Source organism: Microvirga aerophila, assembly GCF_003332305.1.
GTDB classification, from domain to species: domain Bacteria; phylum Pseudomonadota; class Alphaproteobacteria; order Rhizobiales; family Beijerinckiaceae; genus Microvirga; species Microvirga aerophila.
Genome location: NZ_QOIO01000002.1, coordinates 37,980 through 58,116, shown reverse-complemented (window position 1 = coordinate 58,116; position 20,137 = coordinate 37,980). Strand labels below are relative to the sequence as shown.

Genomic DNA, 20,137 nt, shown 5'->3' with positions numbered 1-20,137 from the left:
GCGAGAACGTCCGCCACACCTTACGACAAGCGTCCCCTCGTTCCCTCCCCACAAGGAGAAGGGAAGAGCGCGCCTTGTCCGGGCTTGATCTTCAGGAGGCGAGGGGCGCCTCGGCCTTGCCGGGTTTCCGTTCATGCAGGAAGGCCGCGGCGATCAGGTCGCGGGTATAATTCTCCTGCGGCCTGTCGAAGATCTGCTCCGCAGTGCCGCGCTCCACCACCTTGCCGCTCTTCATCACCATGATCTCGTCCGACAGCGCCCGCACCACTGCCAGGTCGTGGCTGATGAACACGTAGGCGAGGGCATGGGCCTTCTGGAGGTCGCGCAAGAGTTCCACGATCTCCTTCTGGACGGAGCGGTCGAGGGCCGATGTGGGCTCGTCGAGTACGACGAGCTTCGGGTGCAGGATCATGGCTCGGGCGATGGCGATGCGCTGGCGCTGGCCGCCGGAGAATTCGTGCGGGAAGCGGTTGCGCCAGGCAGGATCGAGCCGGACCTCGTCGAAGGCCTGCGCGGCGCGCCGGTCGCGCTCTTTTCGGGATATGCTGGGCTCATGGACCAGCAGCCCTTCGGTGACAATCTCGCCCGCCGTCATGCGCGGGGAGAGAGACCCGAAGGGATCCTGGAAGACGAGCTGGAGGTGTCGCCGCAAGGGGCGCATCCCGCCGCGATCAAGCGGCATGAGATTGCGATCTTCGAAGCGCACCATTCCCGAGGCCGGCAGGAGGCGCAGGATGGCCCGCCCGAGGGTCGACTTGCCCGAGCCGGATTCGCCTACGACTCCGACCGTTTCGCCGGCGCGGACCGATAGGCTCACCCCGTCGACGGCGCGCAGCACATGGCTCGTGCGGCTGAACAGTCCTGACTTGATGGCGAACTGCACCTCGATGTTCCGGGCATCCATCACAAGGGGCGCATTGAGGGGCGCGGGCTCCTTCCGGCCGGTAGGCTCGGCGTCGATGAGCATCCGGGTATAGGGATGCGTCGGGGCGGAGAAGATGTCCTGCGTGCGGCCGCTTTCCACCACCTCGCCGCGCTTCATCACATAGGTGCGGTCCGCGAAACGGCGCACGATGCCGAGGTCGTGGGTGATGAACACGATGGACATGCTGAGCCGCTTCTGCAGGTCGCGCAGGAGTTCGAGGATTTGCGCCTGCACGGTCACGTCGAGGGCCGTAGTCGGCTCGTCGGCGATCAGCACGTCGGGATTATTGGAAAGCGCCATCGCGATCATCACGCGCTGGCGCTGGCCCCCCGACAATTCATGCGGATAGGAGTCGATGCGCCGGGCCGGATCCGGGATGCGCACGAGCTCCAACAGTTCAATGGCCCGCGCCCGCGCCTGTGCCTTGCTCAATCCTCCATGAGCGGTGAGCGGCAGGGCGAGTTGATCTCCGATCCGATAGAGCGGATCGAGCGACGTCATCGGCTCCTGGAAGATCATGGTGAGCTTGGAGCCGCGATAGTGGTTCAGCTTGTCGGGAGTCAGGCCCACCAGCTCGTCGCCCCGGTACCTCACCGAACCCTCTGCCCAGCCATTCGAGGCTAGAAGCCCCATGACAGACATCATGGTCTGGCTCTTGCCGGAGCCGGACTCGCCCACGATAGCGACCGTCTCGCCCGCGGCTACGTCGAGGTCGATGCCCTTCACCGCATGCAGGGTGCCGTCGCCCGTGCGGAAGCGGACGTGAAGGTTGCGGACCGAAAGAACGGGGTCTGCCATGTCAGCGATCCTTCGGGTCGAGGGCGTCGCGCAGGCCGTCGCCGATGAAGTTGAGGCAGAACAGGATCGCGACCAGGGTGATGGACGGATAGATCAACATCCAGGGCGCTCCCTGGATGTTCTTCGCTCCCTCGGAGATCAGGACGCCGAGGCTTGTATTGGGCTCCTGAACGCCCAAGCCCAGGAACGACAGGAAGCTTTCGAGCAGGATCACTTTCGGGACCAGCAGGGTCATGTAGACCACCACGGGTCCAAGCGTGTTGGGGATCACGTGTCGGCGGATGATGCCCCTCGTTTCCACGCCGAGGGCTTCGGCTGCCTGGACGTATTCCTGGCGTTTGATCGACAGCGTCTGGCCGCGAACGATGCGCGCCATGTCGAGCCATTCCACCGCGCCCACCGCGATGAACATCAGGATGAAATTGCGGCCGAAGAACACGACCAGCATGATGACGAAGAAAATGAACGGCAGCGAATAGAGGATGTCGACGATGCGCATCATCACGAGGTCGACCCGGCCTCCGAGATAGCCCGAGGTCGCGCCGTAGATCACCCCGATGAGAATGGCCACGAAGGTGGCCAGAAGTCCGATGGCCAACGAGATCTGCCCCGCCTTCATGGTCCGGGTCAGAAGATCGCGCCCGTTCGTATCGGTCCCGAACAGGAAGTGCTGGCGTCTCACCGGAACCTCGACCAGGAGGCGCTGGCCTTCGTCCTGGCGCTCCACAACCCGGGCGGTGCTGAAGAGATCCGAGCGCTCGAAATAGGCCAGAAGCCTCTCGTCCACCGGGCGGCTGCTCGTGCTCACCAGGGTCATGCGCGCAACGTCGCCGTCGATCGTGATGTTCTCCGGCTTCGCCCGCACGCGGGAGCCGATGCGCTCGATGTTCGGCTCGATCTGCTCGGCTGTGGGATAGGCCTCGAGGCTCGCCGGAACCTTGACGTAGTCAGGATAGACCCGATCAAAGGGATGCCCGGTGAAAAAGGGCCCGAAAATGCACGCGAGCGCGATCAGCCCCAGGACGATGAGACTGGTGAGGGCTGCGCGGTTGCGCACGAGCCGCCCCCGGGCCTCCGCCCAGAGGGAGCGCCCGACGACGGGGCCGGTCATGGTTTCGACAGGAAGAACAGCGCCTTCGGCCATGGCACACCTCAGTCGTAGCGGATGCGCGGATCGATGAGGGCGTAGAGGATATCGACCACGAGGTTGAACAGGAGAACGAACACGGCGACCACCACGACCGTGCCCATGACGAGGGTGTAGTCGCGGTTGAGCGCCCCTTCGACGAAATAGCGGCCGATGCCCGGCAGGCCGAAGATGGTTTCCACCACCACCGAGCCGGTCAGAAGCGCCGCCGCGGCAGGACCGAGATAAGACACCACCGGCAGCGCCGCGCCGCGCAGGGCGTGGGCCACGATCACCCGGGTCGGCAGGCCGAGCGAACGCAGGGTGCGAATATGGTTGGAGCGCAGGTTCTCGATCATGGCCGCGCGGGTCATGCGCGACACCACGGCGATCTGCGGCAGGGCAAGCACGATCACCGGCAGCACGAGATTGCGCGGGCTGCCATTGGCCCACCCGGCGACCGGCAGCCAAGCCAGCGCAAGGCCGAAGACGATCTGAAAGACCGGCGCCACCACGAAATTGGGGATGGTGAGGCCAAGAGCGCCCATGCCGGTGACGAGATAATCCACCCCGCTGTTCTGGCGCAGGGCCGCGATGGCCCCGAGCGTGCCCCCGACCAAGATCGCGAAGGAGAGGGCCAGCGCACCCAAGGTCATGGAAATGGGAAGACCTCGGGCGAAAAGCTCGGCCACGGAGAAGTCCCGCAGGATGAAGGATGGGCCGAAATCCCCGCGCATGACCGCGCTCAGGTAGAGCCAGTACTGCTCGATGAGGGGACGGTCGAGCTGATAGATGCGGTTAAGGTTCTCCATCACCTTGGCCTCGAGGGGCCGCTCGAGATCGAACGGCCCACCCGGCGCGAGCCGGATCAGGAAGAACGAAATGGTGACGATGATGAAGAGGGTGGGGATGGCCGATAGAAATCGGCGAAGGATGAAGGAGAGCAAGGTAAGCTCCTCCCGCTGCAACGCATCAACGCAAAAGAAATAGGGCGGTCTGGAGACCAGACCGCCCCACGGGGGTCAAAAAGTTACTGGACCTTCGAGAGGAAGCGAGACGGATAGACGCCGCGCGTGTTGTGCTCGAAGCCCTTGATCTTGGGCGAGATCAGGTGGCTCTTGCCGTAGTACATGACCGGAATCCACGGCATGTCCTTCATAGCGACGGCTTCCGCCTTCTTCATGATGTCGGCGCGCTTCTTCAGATCTAGCTCGCCTGCGGCCTGCTTGAGGAGGTTGTCGAACTCAGGATTGTTGTACTTGCCGGCATTGAAGCCCTTGTTGTCGCTCTTGAGCAGGAACAGGAAGTTCTCCGGGTCGGAGAAGTCGGCAATCCAGCCGTAGCGGGCGATGTCGAAATCGCCGCCGTCACGCAGATGGGCGAAGTGGGTCTTGCCGTCCGTATTAATCATGGACGTCTCGACGCCGATCTGCTTCCACTGGTCGGCGACAGCCACAACGGTGTTTCGGTTGTTATCCGTGGTGTTGTAGCGGATTTCGACCTTGAGCGGCTTGCCCGGGCCGAAGCCCGCTTCTTTCAAGAGCTCCTTGGCCTTCTCCTCGCGGTCGATCGGCGACGCGGACTTATAGTCCATGAAGGCCGGCTCGCCGTAGTTGCCAACGCCCGGAGGCATGAAGGAATAGCCGGGCAGCATGGTTCCGCCCCAGATCTGCTCGGCAATGAACTCGCGGTCCATGGCCATGGAGAGCGCCTGGCGCACGCGCACGTCGTTGAGCGGAGCCTTGGAAGAGTTCACGATCATGAAATAGGTCCCGAGCCACGGGCCGACGTGAACCTGATCCTTGAAGCGCTGCTTGAGCGACTTCATCTGGTCGGCTGGAACGTCGTCTGTGGTGTCGAGCTCGCCGGCCTCGTAGCGGCGCACCATGGCGGCGAAGTCCGGGGTCGGGAAGTAGTTGACGGTGTCGATCTGGACGTTCTTGACGTCGTAGTAGTTCTCGTTCTTGGCGAGCTTGATGTGCGAATTCGGCACGAACTCCACGAGCTTGTAGGCCCCATTCGTGACCATGTTGCCGGGCTTCACGAAGTCCTTGCCGAACTTTTCGACAGACGCCTGATGAACCGGCAGGCTGGTCTGGTGGGTCAAGAGCTCGATGAAGTACGGGGTGGGCTGCTCGAGCTTGATCTCAACGGTCTTGTCGTCCACCGCCTTGACGCCGAGATCTTCGATCTTGCCCTGGCCCTTGTTGATCTTCTCCGCATTCAGGATCGGGTACAGGATATTGGCGTATTTCGCGCCCGTCTCCGGGTTCACGATGCGCCGATAGGAGAAGACGAAGTCGGCAGCCTTGACCGGGTCGCCGTTGGACCATTTCAGGCCGTCGCGCAACGTAAAGCGATAGGTCTTGCCGTCGTCGCTGATTTCCCACTTGGTGGCTTGGCCCGGAACGGCTTCGCCCTTCGCGTTGTAGGTGACGAGGCCTTCGAGCATGTCGCGCAGGATGTGGGATTCCTGCACGGTGGAGGTCTTGTGGGTGTCGAGGGTCTCAGGCTCGCCGGAATTGGCGCGATTGTAGACGACTTCGGCCGACGCGGCGCCCATGAGGGCTGCCGTGGCGACGGCTGTGAGCGCCGCTCTTTTCAACCATGACATTGGATCCGTTCCCTTCTCGTTATTGAGTTTTGAAATGCTTCGGCCGCTACCTTGAGGCGTGACCTTGTCTCATTTGTTGCGCGAACAACCGTTCCTGTCCAGTGGGATTGAAAGCCCTGAAAAGACCGGACTTTACCGTCCGCGGGGCCTTACGCTCCGGCATCGAACGTGAGCCCCGCGGCCTCGATTCCGCCCGCGGCCGCGATTTCGTCGTTGTCGGACGTATCGCCCGAGACGCCCACCGCCCCAAGCAGGTGCCCTTGGGAATCCTTGATCAGGACGCCCCCCGGAACCGGCACCATGAAGCCGCCGACTGCGTGGGTCACGCCCGCGATGAAATGAGGCCGGTCGGTCGCCATCTTGTGAAGGGCCCGCGACCCCAAGCCCATGGCCAGCGCCCCCTGGGCCTTGCCCATGGCGATCTCCATGCGCTTGAGGCTGGTGCCATCCTCCGATGCTGCTGCCTTGATGGCGCCGCGCGCGTCGTAGACCACCACGGACAGCGGCTTGAACCCCCTGGTCCGCGCGGCCCTGAGCGTCGATGCGAGAATGGCTTGAGCGGTTTCTAGCGTGAGTTCGGACACAGCCGGTTCCTTGTTGCGTGAGCAGGTTATAGATCAGAGGTTGAGAGCGGCCAGAGCGGAGACGTCCCGTCTTTAGGTGCATGTCCCCTGGAAGGCCTTCACTGCGTTGCCGCTTCCTTCTGGGCCAGCCAGTTGGCCACGATCTTTCGCTCGTCCAGGGTCATCTCTGTGATGTTGTTGGGCGGCATCGCATGGGTCAGCACGCTCTGGATCCGGATGATCTCCGCATGGCGGGCAATCTCCTCCGGCGTGTCGAGCCGCACCCCCTTGGGGGCGATGTGAATGCCCTCCCAGACCGGCTCGGCGGCATGGCACATGGAGCAGCGCGCCTGGATGGCCAGAACCGCCTCGTCGAAGGAAGCCGTCACAGTTGTCGGTGTAGTTTCGCCTTGAACATCCGCCAGATTGGCGTTGCCAGGCTTGCCGATGATCGACAGCCAGATCGCAAGGGCGATGGAGGCGGCAGCCACGCCCCAAGTCCACCAGGGCGAGCGCTTGCCGGCATGCTGCGAGTTGAAGAAGTGCCGGATGATTGCGCCCGCAATGACGATCAGCCCGATGATCGCCACCGCGTAACGGGATGACCAGGCGAGGGGATAGTGGTTCGAGAGCATCAGGAAGATGACCGGCAGCGTCAGGTAATTGTTGTGGGTCGAGCGCTGCTTGGCCTGCTTGCCGAGGGCGGGATCCGGCTCACGGCCGGCCAGCAGGTCCGCCACCACCTTCTTCTGGTTCGGGATGATCACGAAGAAAACGCTGGCCGACATCCAGGTAGCGATCATCGCGCCCGTATGCAGGAAGGCCGCGCGGCCGTTGAAGACCTGGGTGAACACGAAAGCGGCGGCCAGAATGTAGAAGAACAGCACGATGCCCAGCGCGCGGTCGTTCTTGCCGAGGGCTGAGCGGCACAAGCCCTCATAGACCAACCAGCTCAAGAGGATCCCGCCGATGCCGATGACTGGAGCCTGCCAGGGCGCGAGAGCCCGCACGGCAGGGTCGATCGTGTAGAGGTCGGCATGGAGGTAATAGACCCATACGATCAGGAAAAAGCCGGTGATCCAGGTGGAATAGCTCTCCCACTTGAACCAGGTCAGCTCCTTGGGCATCTCGGGCGGGGCCACGAGATATTTGCGCATGTTGTAGAAGCCGCCGCCGTGGACCTGCCAGGCCTCGCCGCTGACACCGTGAGGCAGGCCCTCCCGCCGTTTCAGACTCAGATCGAGATGGATGAAATAGAAGGACGAGCCAATCCAGGCAATCGCGGTGATGACATGGACCCAGCGGAGAAGCTGGCTGATCCATTCGGAAATCTGCGGATCGATCATACGGCCACTTGAAAGATATCGGGAGGCGGTAGCCTAGGGCGGCCCACCGGTTTGCGAAAGGGCCGGGCCGGCGCTTTTTCAACAGGAACCGACTCCCGAAAATCAATCCTTCGCCTTGACGCGGAGACGTGGCATCGAAAAGCTCCGTCGCCTGACTGACGGTACGAGGTTCCCATGGGCCGACTTTCCACCCACGTCCTGGACACCGCCAATGGCAAGCCGGCCAAGGGCGTGGAGATCGAGCTCTTCATCATGGAGAGCGATGCACGGCGCTCGCTTCTGCGCGCGACGACCAATGCGGACGGACGGACGGACGCGCCCCTGATGACCGGGGAGGCCTTCCACACGGGAACCTATGAACTGGTGTTCCACGTGGGGGCCTATTTCAGGTCGGTCGGGACGGCCGCGGCCGATCCGCCTTTCCTCGACACCGTTCCCATTCGCTTTTCCATTGCAGAGCCGCTCGGGCACTATCACGTGCCCCTTCTCGTCTCGCCTTGGAGCTATTCCACCTATCGAGGAAGCTGACCATGGCCGAGACCTCTTACCCCCGCGACCTGATCGGCTACGGCCTGAACCCACCCCATCCCCATTGGCCGAATGTTGCCCGCATCTGCGTCCAGTTCGTGATCAACTACGAGGAGGGCGGCGAGAACAACATTCTGCACGGGGACCGGGCTTCCGAGGCCTTTCTGTCGGAGATCGTGGGCGCTCAGCCCTGGCTCGGGCAGCGGCACATGAGCATGGAGTCGATCTACGAGTACGGCTCCCGCGCTGGCTTCTGGCGTTTGTGGCGGATGTTCAACGAGCGCGGCATGCCGGTCACCGTCTATGGGGTCGCGACCGCCCTCATGCGCAATCCCGACGCGGTCGCCGCCATGAAGGAGGCCGACTGGGAGATCGCGAGCCACGGCCTCAAGTGGATCGACTACCGCGACTTCTCGGTCGAGGAGGAGCGGGCTCACCTCAATGAAGCGATCCGCATCCACACGCAGGTGACCGGGGAGCGGCCGCTGGGCTGGTACACCGGTCGCACGTCCGAGCACACGAACCGCCTTGTGGCGGAGGAGGGCGGCTTCCTGTACAGCGCCGATTCCTATGCGGACGAGCTGCCTTACTGGGAAATGCACGGGCAGCATGTGCAACTGATCGTGCCCTACACCCTCGACGTCAACGACATGCGCTTCGCGACCCCGCAAGGGTTCAACTCCGGCGACCAGTTCTACGCCTATCTCAAGGACACTTTCGACACCCTCTATGCGGAGGGCGAGACGGCGCCGAAGATGATGTCGGTGGGTCTGCACTGCCGGCTGGCCGGTCGTCCCGGGCGCGCGGCGGCTGTGGCGCGCTTCCTCGATTACGTGGCCTCCCACGAGCGCGTATGGGTGGCAAGGCGCATCGATATCGCGCGCCACTGGCTCCGGCGGCATCGCCCGGCCTACCTGAAGCCCAGCACCATGAGCCGGGCTGTCTTCATCGAGGCGTTCGGGGATATTTTCGAGCATTCCGCCTGGATCGCCGGTCGGTCTTACGATGCGGGCCTCTCTCCTGCACAGGACACCGCCGAGGGGCTGCATGCGGCCATGGTCCATGTGCTCTCGGAGGCAAGCCGCGACCAGAAGCTCGCCCTCATCCGCGCCCATCCCGACCTCGCCGGACGGCTGAAACTCGCCGAACTCACCGACGATTCCCGGGGCGAGCAGAGATCAGCCGGCCTCGATAGCCTCACCGAGCAGGAGCGGACCCGGTTCCTGGCCTTGAATGACGCCTACAAGCAGAAATTCGGGTTTCCGTTCATCATGGCGGTCAAGGGCCGGTCGAAGGCCGAGATCATGGCAGCCTTCGAGGAGCGCCTGGAACACGAGGCGGATGAGGAGTTCGACGCCGCCATCGTGCAGATCGAATTGATCGCGCTTCTGAGGCTCAAGGACCGGTTGCCCTCGCTCGCGGACGTATTCTCGTCCCTGGCCTAAGCGGAACCGTTCAGCCCGTCGCACGTCTTGTTCGTAGCTTGGCCGCGTCCTCGACGCGGCGTCCTAGGAGGAGACAGTCATGGGTTTGTTCAAGTTCATCAAGGAGGCGGGAGCCAAGATTTTCGGGGGCGGAGCCCAGGCTGCAACCCCTGAAAAGCTGCAGCAGCAGGTCCAGGGCCACGGTTTCGACGCTGGAAAGCTCGGCATCCAGGTCGAAGGCGACAAGGTCAAGCTGTCGGGCCAGGCGGTCAGCCAGGAGGAGGCCGAGAAGATCATTCTGTCCCTGGGCAACACCTACGGCGTGGCCGAGGTGGACACCAGCGAGCTCCAGATCCAGCAGCCGGCCACCCAGTCGACCATGTATACGGTCCAGAAGGGCGATACCCTCTGGGAGATTGCAGAGAAGCATTACGGCAAGGGCAAGGGCGCGAAGTACACCGAGATCGTGAAGGCGAACTCTCCTCCGGTCAAAGATCCCGACATGATCCAGCCCGGCTGGGTGGTTCGCATCCCGCCGCTTTCATAAGCCGGCGATTGCGGTCCTCCGTGCGGAGACTTAATGAGTCGTCAGCAACACGGAGGATCCTTTCATGAGCGGACACGTCGTCGATCTCGATCGCCAGGACGTCAAACAGGGACTCGCGGACGGCTCGATCGTTCTGGTCGACGTCCGGGAGCCGCATGAATTCGCGGCCGGGCACATTCCGGGTGCGGTCTTGAATCCCTTGTCGGCGTTCGATCCGTCAGCCTTGCCCACCGACAAGCGGATCGTGTTCTCCTGCGCGGCGGGCGTCAGATCCCTGCGGGCCATTGAGTTTGCGCAGGCCGCCGGGCGAGACATTCGCGAGCATTACAAAGGCGGTTTCAAGGATTGGGCGGCGGCCGGAGAGCCGATCGCATAGGCGGCGCAAGAATAAATTGGATCCATCACACAGATTTGTTCGAAGCTAGAGTGCTCATCTTAAGGAACTTGTGCACTAATGTGGCCCGCGGGCGCCGGCCGAAGAGAAGCCGAATGCCGTAGCAAGAATAGGGGAACTGTATGAAGCGTAGTATCTTCGTCGCCGGCCTTCTGGCACTCGGCGTGACCGCAGCGATCGCACAAAGCAACATCGTCGAGCAGCGCCAGGGCCTGATGAAGGAGATGGGCGCACAATCGCGCACGCTGGGCGGCATGCTGCGCGGGCAGGCGCCTTTCGATCTGGCCCAAGCCCAGGCTGGCCTGAAGGTTTTCTCCGAGAACGCCAAGAAGTCCACGCCGCTGTACCCTGAAAGCACGAAGGGCGCCGAGAAGACCGGAGCGCTCCCGACCGTTTGGGAGAAGAAGTCCGACTTCGAATCGCATTTCGCAAAGCTCGATCAGTCGGCGCAGGCCGCGCTCGCCGCCATCAAGGACGAGGCCACCTTCAAGGCGGAACTTCCCAAGGTTCTACAGAACTGCGGCGGCTGCCATACATCCTTCCGCAAGAGCTGAGTTCTTGGCGACTTGATTGATCCGGGCGGCCGACGCGGCCGCCCGTTTTGACGAAAGGTTGGATGATGCGCAGGGCGCTTGCGGGGCTGCTCTTTCTGATCGCGTTCGGAGCGCTGGGCTTCCTGGCACTGACGTCTCCGTCAGCCTACCGTCTCATTCGAGGCGAGACGGCTGCTGCGCCTCCGGCCGCATCCGGCAGCGCACCGAACCTGGAGAACGGCAAGACGATGTTCTTCGCCGGAGGCTGCACCTCCTGCCATGCAACGCCCAATCCAGGCCAGACTTCGACGCCGAACCAGGAGGATCGCCTGCGGCTCGGCGGCGGCTACGCGCTGGAATCGCCATTCGGCACCTTCTACACCCCCAATATCTCGCCGCATGAGCAGGACGGCATCGGCTCCTGGAGCGCCGCCGACTTCATCCGCGCCATGCGCGAAGGTATGTCCCCGGACGGCAGGCATTATTACCCGGCCTTTCCCTATACGTCCTACCAGCGGATGAGCGACGCGGATCTCTCCGACATGTTCGCGTTCATGCAGTCGCTTCCGCCTGTCGAAGGGCGCGCGCGAGACCACGATCTCCCGTTCCCGTTCAACATCCGGCGGGGCGTCGGCCTTTGGAAGCTCGCCTTCCTGGACGGTCACCGGTTCACGCCAGACTCCTCGAAATCCGAGAGCTGGAACCGAGGGGCCTATCTGGTGAACGGGCCCGGCCATTGCGCCGAGTGCCATAGCGAGCGCAATTTTGCCGGCGCGATCATAGACGAGCGCCGTTTCGCCGGCGGACCGGATCCGGAGGGACGCGGCGTCGTTCCCAACATCACCCCGAGCCCCACCGGCATCGGCGGCTGGAGTCCAGAGGAACTCGTGACGCTGCTCACGACGGGAGAGACGCCGAATTTCGACACCGTCAGCGGGCCGATGGGGTCGGTGGTGCGCAACACCTCACAGATCCCGGACGCGGACCGTCAGGCCATGGCGGAGTACATTCTTTCGCTTTCGCCCAAGGAAGGCTTCAAGAAGCCTGAATAAGTCTTTGGAAAAGGCTGGGGATAAGCTGGGGAAAGCGGTCAGTCCATGACCGCCGCTTTGAGGATGCACACCATGGTGGCGCGCCCCGCAGCGTCTCCGACGCAGCGGACCGAGTGTGGACGGTCGCAGCGATAGCGCAGGGTCTCGCCGGTCTTGGCTCGCTGAGTCACGCCTGCGACCTCGACCTCGAACTCGCCTTCGAGGACCGAAAGGCATTCGACCGACCCGCGCTGATGGCTGTCGGAGTCGAGTACGCCGCCGGGCTCCGACTGTACGTCGTACCATTGCAGCCATTCGATCGTCTTGAGCCAGCCGATAATGGCCAGCCGCATCTTGCCGTCCTCGGAAACGAGGATGGGCGTGTCGGCCCGGGACGATTTCTCGATGAAGGGCTCTTCGTCGCTGGTGGCCAGAACCCGCTCGATGGATACGTCCAGGGCCTGGCTCAGACGCCAGATGGTCGCAAGCGTCGGGTTGGTTTCGTTCCGCTCGATCTGGCTGATGATGGACTTGGCGACGCCTGACTGCTCGGCGAGTTCGGACAGGGACAGGTTGTAGGCCTTGCGCAGCCGCTGGATCGTCTTACCCATATGGCCGGACAGAACCTGAGCGCCAGTCTCGAGTTCCCGGTGCCGCTCTTTGCCTTCAACGCCCATCATACCCGCCTGTTCTGAAAAACCGAACGTTCGTTCCTCAAAAAGGTTGTGGGGTAACAGCCTGGATGGGTCAAGCATCTGGGAGGTCGCGGAAGATTTTTCGCGGTGTGCAGGGCCTTCAGCCGCCGGGCTTGGGCGACACGACCTTCAGTTCCTTGGATCGGATCAGGCCGAGCCGGTGCTCGCGCCAGACGATGAACAACCCTGTCGCGGCTACGATCGCCGCCCCCGTCAGCACGGTCAGGGTGGGGAGATCGCCGAACACGAACCAGCCGAACAGGAAGGCCCAGATCATGGTGGTGTATTCGAAGGGCGCAATAATCGACGCATCCGCATAGCGGTAGCTCTCGGTCAGGAGGATCTGGCCGATGCCACCGAGGATGCCTCCAAGCACGAACAGCATGAGATCGAACGCGTCGGGCATGCGCCAGCCGAAGACGATGGTACAAAGGGAAAGGCCCGAGGCCAGGATGAAGAAGTAGAAGACGATCGCGCCGGTCTTTTCGGTGGCCGTGAGGCGGCGGACCTGGATCATCGCGCCTGCCGAGCAGAACGCTCCCAGGAGCGCGCTGACCGCCCCGAGGGTCGGCCCTCCGCTCAGGGTCCCGGTGAACGCGCCGCCCTGAAGGTAGGGCGACAGCATGATTAGGACGCCGATGAGGCCAACGGCGACCGCCGTCCACCGATAGGCGCGAACCTTCTCGTTGAGCAGAAGAGCGGCCAGGACCACGACGAGCAGCGGAGAGGCATACCCGATGGCGATGGCGTCGTGGAGCGGCAGATAGGACAGGGCCGCGAAGCCGAGATACATGCCGCAGGTGCCGATGATGCCGCGAAGGAAATGGCCCTTCACGTCCTTCGTACGCACCGAATTGATAAGATCTCCCTGCCATCTGAGCCAAGCCAGGAGGGGCAGCAGCGCGAAGGCCGAGCGGAAGAACACGACTTCGCCGACCGGATAGCGGGCCATCAGCGTCTTCAGCGTCACGGACATCATCGTGAAGACGAGGGCCGACAGGACTTTGAGGGAGATCCCGAGGAGAGGTTTCAAAACATCGAGTCGCGTTGAGATGGTCGCGCAACCAACCACGTCGACGGTTCTACGTGAACCCCTTTCGGGCAGGAACAACCTGCGCTGAGCGCATAGGTTTAGCCGGTGCAAGATCGCGAGGATGCCGCGCTTACATGAGAAAGGACGAGTGCGAACCCGGGTGAATGGCAGCTCCGTCGGCTAATCGGGCTTTTCCCGGAAAGGGACTTTCTCCATCCGGAACGGGCTTATCGGGCTCGCAAAGCGCCATCAGTCCGCGAATATGACCTTCGAGAAAGCGCAGTGTCTTCAGAATATGCCGGATGCGCTGCTCTGCAATGACTTCGAACTCGCGTTCGCCCTCTGGTCCGGCCGCCTCCGACACGGCTTCGACGAAGCTCTTCAGGTCATCGCTCTCGCTGGGCGCAAGCCCCATCTCCTGCCTGGTCTGGGCGACCGATCGCGCCATGTCGCGCAGAGCCGCCCTGATGACATCCATCGTTCGCCCGGTCTCATCGCCGTTGATTGCCGCTTCGAGCTTGCCCAACTCGGCCAGGACAGCCTCCGTATCGGCATTGCGATTGCGCTTGGCATATTCGCGCAGGAACCAGCGGCCGCGCTCCGTCTCCATCACGGCGGCCTCGATGGCGTCGTATTCCGCGTCGCTGAACGTGACGGGCGTTTCGTCATCGGTCATGCTGGCAATCCATTTTCTGCAGTGGGGCCTGATTCCATTGTGTCCAAACCTGCAGACCCCTCAACCCCTTCAACGCTTTCATTTCCGGTATTGCACCGCGTTCTTGCTTTCGCAGCGTAATTCTGAAACACCACGGCCCGATGTCTTCCGACAAATCCCTCGCCATTCGCCTGTGCGCCCTGCAGGCCGCAAGCTTCTTCGGTCACGGCTTCTACCTGCCGTTCTTTCCCCTGTGGCTGCAGAGCAAGGCGCTCTCCCCGGCTCTCATCGGGTTCGTCGTGGCCATTCCGATTGTCGTCCGCATCGTGGCGACGGCTCCTCTGCTGAGCCTCGCCGACCGGTCCTTCGGGGCGCGCCGCCTGCTTGTCGCAAGCCATCTCGGGCAGGTGGTCGGGTTCCCGCTCCTGATGCTGGCTGAGAGCAACGCGACGATCATCGCGCTTGTCGCCCTCGTGTCGGTCGCGCAGGCGGCGATCATTCCCGGCAACGACCACATGACCATCTCGGCGGTGCAGCGCCATCCGCAGCTGAACTACGGCCGGATTCGCGGGTGCGGCTCGATTGCGTTCTTCATCGCCAACATCGCGGGCGGATATCTCATCGGCGCATTCGGCCCCAACGCGGTGATCCTGGCTCTGACGCTCATCCCCCTCATGGCCATCGTGGCCACATGGCTCGTGCCCGACCAGGAATTGGGCAGGGTTACGGACGCGGAGGCAACCTCTCCCGTTTCGAAGGCGCTCCCACACGTCTTGTGGATCGTGATGATCGCCGCCGCCGTCACACAGGGCAGCCATGGGGCCCTCAACGCCTTTGCAAGTATCCACTGGCGGTCGCTCGGCTTCGCAGACTCCGTCATTGGCTATTTCTGGGCAATCGGGGTCATTGCCGAGATCCTGGTCTTCATCATGCTCGGCCAAGCGGTGGGGCGCGGCTCCGGTCTTGGGCTTTTGCTGATCGGTTCAGGCGCGGCGGCGATCCGCTTTGCTATCATGGCGCTCAGCCCAGGCCTTGCCGTCACTTTCGTGCTTCAGGCCATGCACAGCCTGTCGTTCGGCGCCTCGCATCTCGGTATGATGGCGGCTTTGACCGCGCTGTCGCCGCCAGGGGTGCGCGGGCGGGCGCAAGGGATCTACGGATCCCTGGCCGCCCTGGCGACGGCGGGCTCCACCATCGTGAGCGGCATGATCTATAAGGACGGCGGCGGGGACGTCTTCGCCGCGATGGCGCCTCTCGGCGCTCTCGGCTTCGTCCTTACTCTCCTGGCCGTCATGCGCCTCCGGGCTCAGCCCCACAAGGCCGGCTGAGGCGGGTGGACGATGCTGCCCTCGTAGACGAGACCGGGCTCTCGGTCCTTTGCCAGGAGGAGGGGGCCGTCGAGATCGACGAAGCGGGCGCGGGGCGCGAGCACCAGGGCAGGGGCCATGGCGAGCGAGGATCCGACCATGCAGCCGATCATGAGGGCAAAGCCCTTGGCCTCCGCCGTGTCGGCCAGCGCCAGGGCTTCGGTCAGGCCGCCGGTCTTGTCGAGCTTGATGTTGATCACGTCATAAAGGCCCACCAGCCTGTCGAGGCTCGGCCGGTCGTGCACGCTCTCGTCGGCGAGGATCGGCACCGGACGGGACAGATCGCGCAGGAACTCGTCCCGGTCGGCCGGAAGGGGCTGTTCCACCAAGGCATATCCGGCCTCGGCGCAGGCGGCGAGGTGGCCAGCGATGTTCTCCTCGGTCCAACCCTCGTTGGCGTCGGCGATCAGGACGGCATCGGGGACGGCCTCCCGAATGGCCGCGATGCGCGCTAGGTCTCCGCTCGGTCCCCCGAACTTCACCTTCAGGATCGGCCGGTGCGCAGCCTTTGCGGCGGCCTCGGCCATGGCTTCGGGCGTATCGAGGCTGATCGTGTAGGCGGTGGTGACAGGCAGCCACCGGTTGACGCCTGCCGTCACATGGGCGCGGATCCCGGAGCGCTTCGCATCCAGGTCCCAGAGGGCGCAGTCCAGGGCGTTTCGGGCCGCCCCCGCCGGCATGAGGGTCTGAAGCCCTTCCCGGGTCAGCCCTGCCTCGATCTGCGGCCGCATCGCCTCGATGGCCGCCGCGACGCCTTCAACCGTCTCGCCGTAGCGGGGGTAGGGGACGCATTCACCCTGCCCAATCGCCCCATCTTCAACGATCCTGGCGGTGACCACCACGGCTTCCGTGCGGGACCCGCGGGCGATCGTGAACTTGCCGGCGATGGGGAAACGGTCGACCGACACGGTGAGCTGGCGCATTCTGTGAACTTCTTTCGTAACTTCGGCTCGACTTGTGGCGCAGCGACACGCTATCACCAAGCGGAATCAATGCCGGAAGGATGACAGTGGCGCAGAGCATCTTGGCTCAAGAGCCGCAAGTGAAAATCGAGCGCGCGGGCGACAGGGTGACGGCCAAGCTGGCCGGGCACTGGACCGCCGAGCACGCCGAGATGGTGGAGCCGTTGGCCGGCGAGATCGCCGCCGAGGCGGGGCAGCATCACGTCATCCTCGATCTCGCCGGCGTCGGGCGGATCGACACCCTAGGCGCCTGGGTGCTCGACCGCACGCGGCACGAGCTGGGCGAGCGCGGCCTCGGGGCCGATTTCACCCATGCCAGCCCGGAGCAGCAGATCCTTCTCAACGAGGTTGCCTATCGGGGCTTTCAGGAACAGCCGACAGTCCGGCGCTCCAAAGCCGTCGATTTCCTGGTGGATGTGGGCAAAAGCGTCGCTGGAGCGGGCCGGGATCTGGTCGACGGGGTGGCGTTCCTCGGCGAGCTTGCCTCCGCCATCGTGAGGGTCGTCACCCATCCCCGCCGTTTCCGCGGCACGGCCGTGGTGAACCAGCTCGAACAGATTGCCTATCGGAGCGTGCCGATCATCGTCCTGATCTCGTTCCTGGTCGGCTGCATCGTGGCCCAGCAGAGTATCTTCCAGCTCCAGCGCTTCGGCGCGACTCCTTTCGTGGTCGATCTCATCGGCATCCTGGTTCTGCGGGAGCTCGCCCTCCTTCTCACGTCCATCATGGTGTCGGGCCGGTCCGGATCCGCCTTCACGGCCGAGATCGGCTCCATGAAGATGCGGGAGGAGATCGACGCGCTGCGGGTGATGGGCCTCGACCCCATCGAGGTCCTGATCGTGCCCCGCATCCTGGCGCTCGTGATCGGGCTGCCGCTGCTGACGTTCATTTCGTCCATCGCGGCCCTCTCGGGCGGCGGCATCACCGCATGGCTCTATGGCGACGTGAGCCCCGACGTCTTCCTCTCCCGCCTGCGGGCGGCCGTGGGCATGAACACCTTCCTGGTTGGTCTTTTCAAGGCGCCCTTCATGGCCCTGATCATCGGGATCATCGCGACCCTCGAGGGGTTGGCCGTCGAGGGGTCGGCCGAGTCCCTCGGCCGTCACGTCACCTCCTCGGTCGTGAAGGCAATCTTCATGGTGATCGTGCTCGATGGTCTCTTCGCCATGTTCTTCGCGGCCATCAGGTACTGAAGCGATGCTCGACCAACGCCATCCCGTTCCGGACAGGAACCGCGAAGTGATCATCAGCGCTCGCGGCGTCGAGGTTGGATTCGGCGAGAAAACCATCCTGAAGGGGCTCGATCTCGACGTCTATCGGGGCGAAATCCTTGGCTTCGTAGGCGCGTCCGGCCAGGGTAAGTCGGTCCTGACCCGCACGATCCTGGGGCTCGTCCCAAAGCGGGCCGGCACCATCGAGGTCCTGGGCCAGAACCTGGATGAGGTGTCGCCGTCGGAGCGGCGCCTGCTAGAACGTCGCTGGGGGGTTCTTTTCCAGCAGGGCGCATTATTTTCAGCCCTGACGGTAAAGCAGAACGTGCAGGTGCCCATGCGGGAGTATCTCAACCTCTCGGACAGGCTCCTCGACGAGTTGGCGATGCTCAAGATCGAGATGGTCGGTTTGAAGCCGGATGCGGCCGACAAGCTGCCCTCTGAGCTGTCGGGCGGCATGATCAAGCGTGCGGCCCTTGCGCGCGCCCTTGCACTCGATCCGGACATTCTCTTCCTGGACGAGCCGACCTCCGGCCTCGATCCTATCGGAGCCGGTGAATTCGACGAGCTTATCGCAACGCTGCAACGGACTTTGGGCCTAACCGTATTCATGGTAACGCACGATTTGGACAGCCTTTACACGGTGTGTGACCGAATCGCTGCGCTGGGTGAGGGCAAGATACTGGCCGAGGGCCCTATCGAGACGCTGCTGGCGTCGGATAATCCTTGGCTCCGCTCCTATTTTCATGGGAAACGGGCTCGTGCGGCCATGGCCAGCGGCGCGTAGGATTTGTGATGGAAACGCGTGCAAATTACGCCTTGATCGGTTTGTTCACCCTGGCGGTGATCGCGGCGGCGTTCGGCTTCGTCTACTGGTTTTCCGGCGGAGACCGGGGGCAGGCGAGCCAGACGGTTCGCATCGTCTTCTCGGGCTCGGTCTCAGGTCTCTCGAAAGGGTCGATCGTATCCTTCAACGGCCTGCGGGTTGGCGAGGTGACCGAGCTCAGCCTGCTGCCTGAGGATCCGCGCCGGGTGGTCTCCATCGCGCAGCTCGACGGGAGCACCCCCATCCGCGCCGACACCCGCGCCCGCCTTGAAATGCAGGGACTGACGGGCGTAGCCACCATCGCCCTGTCCGGCGGCGAGCCCGGCTCCCCACCCCTGGTGGCAGGGCCCGGGCAGCCTCTGCCGACCATCTTCGCCGACCGGTCGGACTTCCAGGATCTCATCGAATCCGCCCGCAACATCGCCCGGCGGGCCGACGACGTGCTGGAGCGGGTTGGGCGGGTGATCTCGGACAACGAGGGGTCCATCAACCGCACGGTGCAGAACGTGGAGCGCTTCTCGCAGGCGCTCGGCGAGAACGCGGAAGGCATCGACCAATTCCTCGCCCAAGTCGGGCAGGCGGCCGAGAAGGTGGGCCCGCTCGCCGAAAAGCTTGAGACCTTGGCCACCAACGTGGATGAGGTGGTTCGCTCCGTGGACCGCGAGCGGGTGGCGCGGATCGTCGAGAACGTGGACAACTTCACCCAGGCCCTGGGCGACAGCCGCGAGTCCATCACCACGGCGACCCGCGATGCGGCGAGCCTTGTGGGACGGCTCAATCAGACGGCTCCGAGGCTGGAGGCCGCGGTCAACGACATCGCCAACATCACCCGCACCATCGATCCGGCGAAGGTCGGGCGCAGCATCGACAACATCGACCGAGTCGTAGGTTCCGTCGACAGCCAGCGCGTTGCCCGCATCGTCGAGAACACGGAAGGCTTCACGCAGGCCCTCGCCCAGAACCGGGAGGCCATCAACAACGCGTTGCGGGACGCAGCGAGCCTCGTGGCCAGCCTCAATCAGTCGGCCCCCAAGCTCGACACCGCGCTCACGGAGATCGGCGAGGTCGCCAAGGCCATCGACCCGGCGAAGATCGGCCGGACAGTCGACAATGTGGACACGTTCACCCAAACCCTGAGCCGGCGCTCCCCCGACGTGGACAAGGCGATCCAGGAGGCGCGCTCCATCACCGAAAAGCTCAACAAGTCCGCAGATCGCATCGACGCCGTCCTGCAAGGAGCCGAGAAGTTCCTCGGGTCCGCTTCGGGAGAGTCCGGCAAGGGAGCTTTCGATGAGATCCGGGCGGCAGCAATCTCCGTCCGCGAGCTCGCCGATGATCTGAACACCCGAACCGAGGGCGTTCTCAAGGGCTTCGGCCGGTTCACGGATTCGGGTCTGCGCGAGTACGAGGCTCTTGCTGTCGAGGGCCGCAGGACCCTTGGCGACATCAGTCGGGCGGTCCGGAGCATCGAGCGTAATCCACAGCAGTTTCTCTTCGGCACCCAGTCGAACCTCCCGCAATACAACGGTCGCCGTTAGTCTGTAGAGCAGTATGTTTGG

Annotated in this window: 20 protein-coding genes; 10 read left to right on the top strand and 10 right to left on the bottom strand. The window is 63.7% G+C overall.

Annotation, left to right across the window (positions count from 1 at the left end; all coding sequences use genetic code 11):
- Nucleotides 1-91 precede the first annotated feature (91 nt).
- From DRB19_RS01520 to DRB19_RS01495, 6 genes are all read right to left on the bottom strand, one after another.
- Nucleotides 92-1,723 (bottom strand): ABC transporter ATP-binding protein, encoded by a 1,632-nt coding sequence (locus DRB19_RS01520; RefSeq protein ID WP_114184260.1) that lies wholly within the window; start codon nucleotides 1,721-1,723, stop codon nucleotides 92-94.
- A 1-nt stretch (nucleotide 1,724) separates the two neighbouring features.
- Nucleotides 1,725-2,867, bottom strand: coding sequence for an ABC transporter permease subunit (locus DRB19_RS01515; protein WP_114184259.1), 1,143 nt, complete (start codon nucleotides 2,865-2,867; stop codon nucleotides 1,725-1,727).
- A gap of 8 nt (nucleotides 2,868-2,875) precedes the next feature.
- A complete protein-coding gene (locus tag DRB19_RS01510; RefSeq protein WP_114184429.1) occupies nucleotides 2,876-3,796 on the bottom strand; it encodes an ABC transporter permease subunit in 921 nt (306 codons plus the stop codon).
- Nucleotides 3,797-3,879: 83 nt separating this feature from the next.
- Nucleotides 3,880-5,463 (bottom strand): peptide ABC transporter substrate-binding protein, encoded by a 1,584-nt coding sequence (locus tag DRB19_RS01505; RefSeq protein WP_114184258.1) that lies wholly within the window; start codon nucleotides 5,461-5,463, stop codon nucleotides 3,880-3,882.
- A 149-nt stretch (nucleotides 5,464-5,612) separates the two neighbouring features.
- Nucleotides 5,613-6,047, bottom strand: a complete 435-nt coding sequence (locus DRB19_RS01500) for a GlcG/HbpS family heme-binding protein (RefSeq protein WP_114184257.1) — start codon at nucleotides 6,045-6,047, stop codon at nucleotides 5,613-5,615.
- A 98-nt stretch (nucleotides 6,048-6,145) separates the two neighbouring features.
- A complete protein-coding gene (locus tag DRB19_RS01495; RefSeq protein ID WP_114184256.1) occupies nucleotides 6,146-7,372 on the bottom strand; it encodes a urate hydroxylase PuuD in 1,227 nt (408 codons plus the stop codon).
- Between the two features lie 174 nt (nucleotides 7,373-7,546).
- On the opposite strand from DRB19_RS01495, the gene uraH reads away from it, so the two are divergent.
- From uraH to DRB19_RS01465, 6 genes are all read left to right on the top strand, one after another.
- Entirely contained in the window at nucleotides 7,547-7,900 is a 354-nt protein-coding gene (gene uraH / locus DRB19_RS01490; protein WP_114184255.1) for a hydroxyisourate hydrolase, read from the top strand.
- Between the two features lie 2 nt (nucleotides 7,901-7,902).
- Nucleotides 7,903-9,345 carry an allantoinase PuuE gene (gene puuE / locus DRB19_RS01485; RefSeq protein WP_114184254.1) on the top strand — a complete coding sequence of 481 codons (1,443 nt, stop codon included), beginning with the start codon at nucleotides 7,903-7,905 and terminating at the stop codon, nucleotides 9,343-9,345.
- A gap of 79 nt (nucleotides 9,346-9,424) precedes the next feature.
- Nucleotides 9,425-9,871 carry a peptidoglycan-binding protein LysM gene (gene lysM, locus DRB19_RS01480; RefSeq protein ID WP_114184253.1) on the top strand — a complete coding sequence of 149 codons (447 nt, stop codon included), beginning with the start codon at nucleotides 9,425-9,427 and terminating at the stop codon, nucleotides 9,869-9,871.
- Nucleotides 9,872-9,935: 64 nt separating this feature from the next.
- Nucleotides 9,936-10,247, top strand: a complete 312-nt coding sequence (locus DRB19_RS01475; RefSeq protein ID WP_114184252.1) for a rhodanese-like domain-containing protein — start codon at nucleotides 9,936-9,938, stop codon at nucleotides 10,245-10,247.
- Nucleotides 10,248-10,387: 140 nt separating this feature from the next.
- Nucleotides 10,388-10,819, top strand: a complete 432-nt coding sequence (locus tag DRB19_RS01470) for a c-type cytochrome (protein WP_114184251.1) — start codon at nucleotides 10,388-10,390, stop codon at nucleotides 10,817-10,819.
- A 62-nt stretch (nucleotides 10,820-10,881) separates the two neighbouring features.
- Nucleotides 10,882-11,850: a c-type cytochrome gene (locus DRB19_RS01465; RefSeq protein ID WP_308494252.1), complete on the top strand. Its 969-nt coding sequence runs from the start codon at nucleotides 10,882-10,884 to the stop codon at nucleotides 11,848-11,850.
- A gap of 38 nt (nucleotides 11,851-11,888) precedes the next feature.
- Here DRB19_RS01465 and DRB19_RS01460 read toward each other — a convergent pair whose 3' ends face one another.
- The 3 genes from DRB19_RS01460 to DRB19_RS01450 all read right to left on the bottom strand — a co-directional run bounded on the left by DRB19_RS01460 (nucleotide 11,889) and on the right by DRB19_RS01450 (nucleotide 14,233).
- Entirely contained in the window at nucleotides 11,889-12,506 is a 618-nt protein-coding gene (locus DRB19_RS01460; protein ID WP_114184427.1) for a helix-turn-helix domain-containing protein, read from the bottom strand.
- Nucleotides 12,507-12,624: 118 nt separating this feature from the next.
- Nucleotides 12,625-13,557, bottom strand: a complete 933-nt coding sequence (locus DRB19_RS01455; RefSeq protein ID WP_114184250.1) for a DMT family transporter — start codon at nucleotides 13,555-13,557, stop codon at nucleotides 12,625-12,627.
- A 130-nt stretch (nucleotides 13,558-13,687) separates the two neighbouring features.
- Complete coding sequence (locus DRB19_RS01450) at nucleotides 13,688-14,233, bottom strand: hypothetical protein (RefSeq protein ID WP_114184249.1); 546 nt, start codon at nucleotides 14,231-14,233, stop codon at nucleotides 13,688-13,690.
- A 140-nt stretch (nucleotides 14,234-14,373) separates the two neighbouring features.
- On the opposite strand from DRB19_RS01450, the gene DRB19_RS01445 reads away from it, so the two are divergent.
- Complete coding sequence (locus DRB19_RS01445) at nucleotides 14,374-15,540, top strand: MFS transporter (RefSeq protein WP_114184248.1); 1,167 nt, start codon at nucleotides 14,374-14,376, stop codon at nucleotides 15,538-15,540.
- Here DRB19_RS01445 and dgcA read toward each other — a convergent pair.
- On the bottom strand, nucleotides 15,519-16,502 hold the full coding sequence (gene dgcA, locus DRB19_RS01440; protein ID WP_114184247.1) for an N-acetyl-D-Glu racemase DgcA: 984 nt from the start codon (nucleotides 16,500-16,502) through the stop codon (nucleotides 15,519-15,521). The genes DRB19_RS01445 and dgcA overlap by 22 nt on opposite strands.
- A gap of 80 nt (nucleotides 16,503-16,582) precedes the next feature.
- On the opposite strand from dgcA, the gene DRB19_RS01435 reads away from it, so the two are divergent.
- The 3 genes from DRB19_RS01435 to DRB19_RS01425 are packed head-to-tail and all read left to right on the top strand — an operon-like array spanning nucleotide 16,583 to nucleotide 20,116.
- Entirely contained in the window at nucleotides 16,583-17,734 is a 1,152-nt protein-coding gene (locus DRB19_RS01435) for an ABC transporter permease (protein WP_114184246.1), read from the top strand.
- 4 nt (nucleotides 17,735-17,738) lie between these two features.
- Nucleotides 17,739-18,539: an ABC transporter ATP-binding protein gene (locus tag DRB19_RS01430; RefSeq protein ID WP_170148894.1), complete on the top strand. Its 801-nt coding sequence runs from the start codon at nucleotides 17,739-17,741 to the stop codon at nucleotides 18,537-18,539.
- An 8-nt stretch (nucleotides 18,540-18,547) separates the two neighbouring features.
- Nucleotides 18,548-20,116 carry an MlaD family protein gene (locus DRB19_RS01425; protein WP_114184245.1) on the top strand — a complete coding sequence of 523 codons (1,569 nt, stop codon included), beginning with the start codon at nucleotides 18,548-18,550 and terminating at the stop codon, nucleotides 20,114-20,116.
- The last annotated feature ends 21 nt before the right edge of the window (nucleotides 20,117-20,137 follow it).